Genomic DNA, 4,150 nt, shown 5'->3' with positions numbered 1-4,150 from the left:
GGATGCTCCCTGCTGATATCCGGATCCCCCAGCCCGAGTGTTCGGGCCACAACCGGCGTAACAGAGCCCTTTCAGGGGTTTTACGCACAGCTTCGACCAGGCAGTCGACAAACGGGTGGTTAGGGAGATATAGCAGCCGGTGGGGAAGCAACCAGATGGCTTTCTGGGTTAATCCTTTGGTAGAAAAGCCTCAGCGAAGCCCTAGCCTGCGGGCCAAACGGCTCAGGTTTGCGCGGTCCAGACCGAGTTCGCGGGACGCTGCTGCCCAGTTGTCCTGATGCCGCTGCAGGCAGGCTTCGATCACCTGTCGTTGGTAAATATCGACGGCTTCACGCAAGCCGCCTTCAGGCGGGGCGACTACTTGCTGCGGTGCAGCGGGGGAGGGCAGCGTGCCTGGCGTGGCTGCCGACACACGCAGGTCCAGGTCGATGGCTTCGAGGGTGAGGATACGTGGCCGATCAGGGTGCTGGCCCAGCGCCTTGAGTGCCGAGCGGCCGATCAGGTGTTCCAGTTCGCGCACATTGCCTGGCCAGTCGTAGGCGATCAACGCGGCTTGGGCCTCATGGCTCAGGCGCAGGCTGTTCAGGCCAAGCCGTGAACGGTTCTGTTCGAGGAAGTAGCCCGCCAATAGCAGCACGTCTCGCCCACGTTCGCGCAACGGTGGCACGTGCAGCGGGTATACGCTGAGGCGGTGATAGAAGTCGGCGCGGAAGTTGCCCGTACGCACCTCGGCAGCCAGGTCGCGATTGGTCGCGGCGATCAGGCGCACGTCCACCCGGTGCTCGCGGTCCGAACCCAGGCGCTGCAGTTGGCCGCTTTGCAGCACGCGTAACAGCTTGGCCTGGACCGTCAGCGGCAGTTCGCCCACTTCGTCGAGGAACAGTGTGCCGCCGTTGGCCAGTTCGAACTTGCCGCGGCGCTCGCCATGCGCGCCGGTGAAGGCGCCGCGCACATGGCCGAACAGTTCGCTTTCCACCAAGGTGTCGGGCAGGGCGGCGCAGTTGAGGCTGACCAGCGGCTTGTCGGCGCGGCTACTGGCCCGGTGCAGGGCCTGGGCCACCAGCTCCTTGCCGACCCCGGTTTCGCCGGTGATCAGCACGGTCAGGTCGCTGCTGCCGACCAGACGAATTTCCTCCACCAGGCGTTTGTGTGCGGCGCTCTGGCCAATCAGCTCTCTATCCTGGCCGCTGGCCTGGCGGTAGAGCTCGGCGCGATGGTGTTCGTCTTCGGCGCGCAGGGCCAGGTGCTCGATACGCTCGGCCACGGTAACGGTGGCGGCAGCCAGGCTGGCAAAGGCCTGCAGGGCATCCAGCTCCAGGCTCTGGAACTGCCCGGGGGTGAGGGCGTCGAGGGTGACCAGGCCCCATGGGCGCTCATCGACCATCAACGGGCAGCCCATGCAGTCGTGCACTTCAAGGTCGGCATCGGGGGCATTGACCAAACCATCGTAGGGGTCGGGCAGTTCGGAGTCGCTGGCAAAACGGGTGGGTTCCGGGCGGCTCAGCAGTATCTGGAAACGCGGGTGCTCGCTGACCCGAAAGCGCCGGCCGAGGGTGTCGGGGCTAAGGCCATCCACTGCCAGCGGCACCAGCCATTCACCATCCAGTCGCAGCAGTGCTGCAGCATCGCACGGCAGCAGGCCGCGCATGGCTTGCAACAGGCGGCGGTAGCGTTCCTGGTCGGGCAAATCGCGGGACAGGTCGCTGACCAGAGGCAGCAGGGTGGTGAGCAGTGGCTTTGTAGTCATAAGGACTCCTGTGGGTCGATATGACTATACGCAGGGGTGGGTCGTTTTGACATGACCTGCATCAAACCCCTGATTTTGCTGGCGATAAAAGTTGGCACGATTGCTGTAATGGCAGGGGCAGTCATTTGAAGCCACAGGCTCAGGAGTTGTTGCAATGCTCAATGCCGAACAACGTGCAATCATCAAGGCCACTGTACCTCTGCTGGAAAGCGGCGGCGAAGCGCTGACCACCCACTTCTACAAGATGATGCTCAGCGAGTACCCCGAGGTACGGCCGCTGTTCAACCAGGCCCACCAGGCCAGTGGCGATCAGCCGCGTGCGCTGGCTAACGGCGTGTTGATGTATGCCCGCCATATCGACCAGCTGGAGCAACTGGGCGGCCTGGTCGGGCAGATCATCAACAAGCATGTTGCCCTGCAGATTCTGCCGGAGCACTACCCGATTGTCGGAAGCTGCCTGCTGCGCGCCATCGAGGAAGTGCTGGGCAAGGACATTGCCACACCTGCGGTGATCGACGCCTGGGGCGCGGCCTATGGCCAGCTGGCCGACATTCTGATTGGTGCTGAAGAAAACCTCTATAAAGAGAAGGAAGAGGCCGAGGGTGGCTGGCGCGGTACCCGTGAATTCCGCCTGGTACGCCGCGAGCAGGAAAGCAGCGAGATCGTTTCGTTCTACTTCGCCCCGGTGGATGGCATGCCGGTGCTCAAGGCAGAACCTGGCCAGTACATCGGTCTGAAACTGGACATTGACGGTGCCGAGCAGCGCCGCAACTATTCCCTGTCGGCGCTGTGCGACGGCAAGGAATACCGCATTAGCGTCAAGCGCGAGGCGGGCGGCAAGGTCTCCAACTACCTGCACGATGAGCTGATGGTGGGCGATACCCTGCAACTGTTCCCGCCTGCGGGTGACTTCACCCTGGCAGCCAGCGACAAGCCGCTGGTGCTGATCAGCGGAGGGGTGGGCATTACCCCGACCCTGGCGATGCTGCAGGCAGCACTGCAAACCCGGCGCGAGGTGCATTTCATCCACTGTGCGCGTAACGGCGCGGTGCATGCCTTCCGGGACTGGATCGATGGCCTGGCGGCGCGTCATCCACAGCTCAAGCGCTTCTACTGCTATGCCGAGCCGGAAGGTGGCGCTGCGGCCGATGCCGTGGGTTTGCTGAGTGAAGACCTGCTCGCCGAGTGGCTGCCGCAGGAGCGTGACGTGGATGCCTACTTCCTCGGGCCCAAGAGCTTCATGGCGGCGGTCAAGCGCCAGCTGAAGGGCCTGGGTGTGCCCGAGCAGCAGAGCCGCTACGAGTTCTTCGGGCCGGCGGCAGCGCTGGAGTGATGTAGCGCCTGTGCCGGCCTCTTCGCGGGCAAGCCCGCTCCCACAGGTATTGCACCGGTCTTGAATGTGGTGCCGTAACTGTAGGAGCGGGTTTACCCGCGAAGGGGCCGGTACAGGCCTATAGCGTACTCGTCCCCCGCTGCAGCACATCTTTCTGCCTATATATAAAGAAGAGATGAAAGCACCTGCGCAGCTTTCATCCTTAATCATCCTTTAATCACGGTATCCTTCACTCCCGGGTGTCGAGGGGCTTGCCCCTGCGCGGCACCTGGGCAGCCGTTTTTTGCCGCCCGGCGTTGAACCGACGTCGTTGCGGCCGGTCTCACCCACACTGGATAGCCCTGCGCAGTGCTTCCGCGACGTTCCCTCGGCATGCTCACAGGCCATGCCCAGCGTGTAGACTTGCGCCCAGGCAGGCGGACCACGCTGCCACTATCCATCGAAGGAACCGGCAATGAACGAACAAACATCGCGCCTGAATCGGGAACGGCGCTTTCTGGTGCTGTTGGGGCTGATCTGCCTTTCACTGATCGGCGGCGCCCTCTACATGCAGGTGGTGCTCGGCGAGGCACCCTGCCCGTTGTGCATCCTGCAGCGTTATGCGTTGCTGTTCATTGCCGTGTTTGCCTTCATCGCTGCGGCGATGCCCGGGCGCCGCAGCCTGACCTTCTTCGAGGCGTTGGTTGTGCTCAGTGCAATTGGCGGAATCGTTGCGGCGGGCAACCATGTGTATATACTCGCCAACCCCATGGTCAGTTGCGGTATCGATACCCTGCAGCCGATCGTGGATGACCTGCCACTGGCGAAGCTGTGGCCACTGGCGTTCCAGGTCGACGGCTTCTGCAGCACGCCGTATCCGCCGATCCTCGGCCTGTCGCTGGCGCAATGGGCACTTGTTGCCTTCGTGCTGACCGCCGTCCTGGTTCCGCTCGGTATCTACCGCAATCGACGCCAGGCTTAGACAAAAGTCCCGAATTGCATGGGGTCTTTTGCACCGCATGAGAAGAGGGAAAAGTTGCGCACCGCTTGATCCAGATCAACCCGCAGGCCTTGCAGGGTGCGGCTTTGAG

At 62.9% G+C, this 4,150-nt stretch carries 3 protein-coding genes; 2 read left to right on the top strand and 1 reads right to left on the bottom strand.

Features of this window, described 5'->3' with window-relative positions:
- Nucleotides 1–190: 190 nt before the first annotated feature.
- Nucleotides 191–1,747 carry a nitric oxide reductase transcriptional regulator NorR gene (norR, locus tag C4Q27_RS07175; RefSeq protein ID WP_104886670.1) on the bottom strand — a complete coding sequence of 519 codons (1,557 nt, stop codon included), beginning with the start codon at nt 1,745–1,747 and terminating at the stop codon, nt 191–193.
- Nucleotides 1,748–1,901: 154 nt separating this feature from the next.
- On the opposite strand from norR, the gene hmpA reads away from it, so the two are divergent.
- A complete protein-coding gene (gene hmpA, locus C4Q27_RS07170) occupies nt 1,902–3,080 on the top strand; it encodes an NO-inducible flavohemoprotein (protein WP_104886669.1) in 1,179 nt (392 codons plus the stop codon).
- A 454-nt stretch (nt 3,081–3,534) separates the two neighbouring features.
- Complete coding sequence (locus C4Q27_RS07160; protein WP_003248609.1) at nt 3,535–4,041, top strand: disulfide bond formation protein B; 507 nt, start codon at nt 3,535–3,537, stop codon at nt 4,039–4,041.
- Nucleotides 4,042–4,150: the final 109 nt, after the last annotated feature.

This window comes from Pseudomonas sp. SWI36, assembly GCF_002948105.1.
Lineage (GTDB): Bacteria > Pseudomonadota > Gammaproteobacteria > Pseudomonadales > Pseudomonadaceae > Aquipseudomonas > Aquipseudomonas alloputida.
This window is presented reverse-complemented; position numbering and strand designations above follow the sequence as displayed.

What these genes read in the sequence shown, in the direction of transcription:
- hmpA (WP_104886669.1), top strand. Translation starts at nt 1,902, where the DNA reads ATGCTCAATGCCGAACAACGTGCAATCATCAAGGCCACTGTACCTCTG.
- norR (WP_104886670.1), bottom strand. Translation starts at nt 1,747, where the DNA reads ATGACTACAAAGCCACTGCTCACCACCCTGCTGCCTCTGGTCAGCGAC.
- C4Q27_RS07160 (WP_003248609.1), top strand. Translation starts at nt 3,535, where the DNA reads ATGAACGAACAAACATCGCGCCTGAATCGGGAACGGCGCTTTCTGGTG.